1 pseudogene is annotated in these 202 nt (G+C 53.0%); it reads right to left on the reverse strand.

What is annotated here, in order from left to right:
- Positions 1 to 183: pseudogene (locus tag ACYQ1H_RS15715) on the reverse strand (IS701-like element ISPlag1 family transposase); the annotation flags it as partial.
- Positions 184 to 202: the final 19 nt, after the last annotated feature.

Genomic DNA, 202 nt, shown 5'->3' on the forward strand with positions numbered 1-202 from the left:
TTTCCAGCGGATTCCGCACGTATCTTTTACGGCGACGGCAGAACCCTGCGACAGGTCGTTGGTGGCGACATATTCCGTGCGGTTGGTCGCCGCAACCCGGAACAGTTTCACTTTGTAATCCATCGGGAAACCATGTATTTTCACAAGCTTGCCGCGCAGAATTTCGTCGCTGAACCAATCCAACTCGGAAACCGACCTATAG

It is taken from the genome of Methyloparacoccus murrellii, assembly GCF_054657115.1.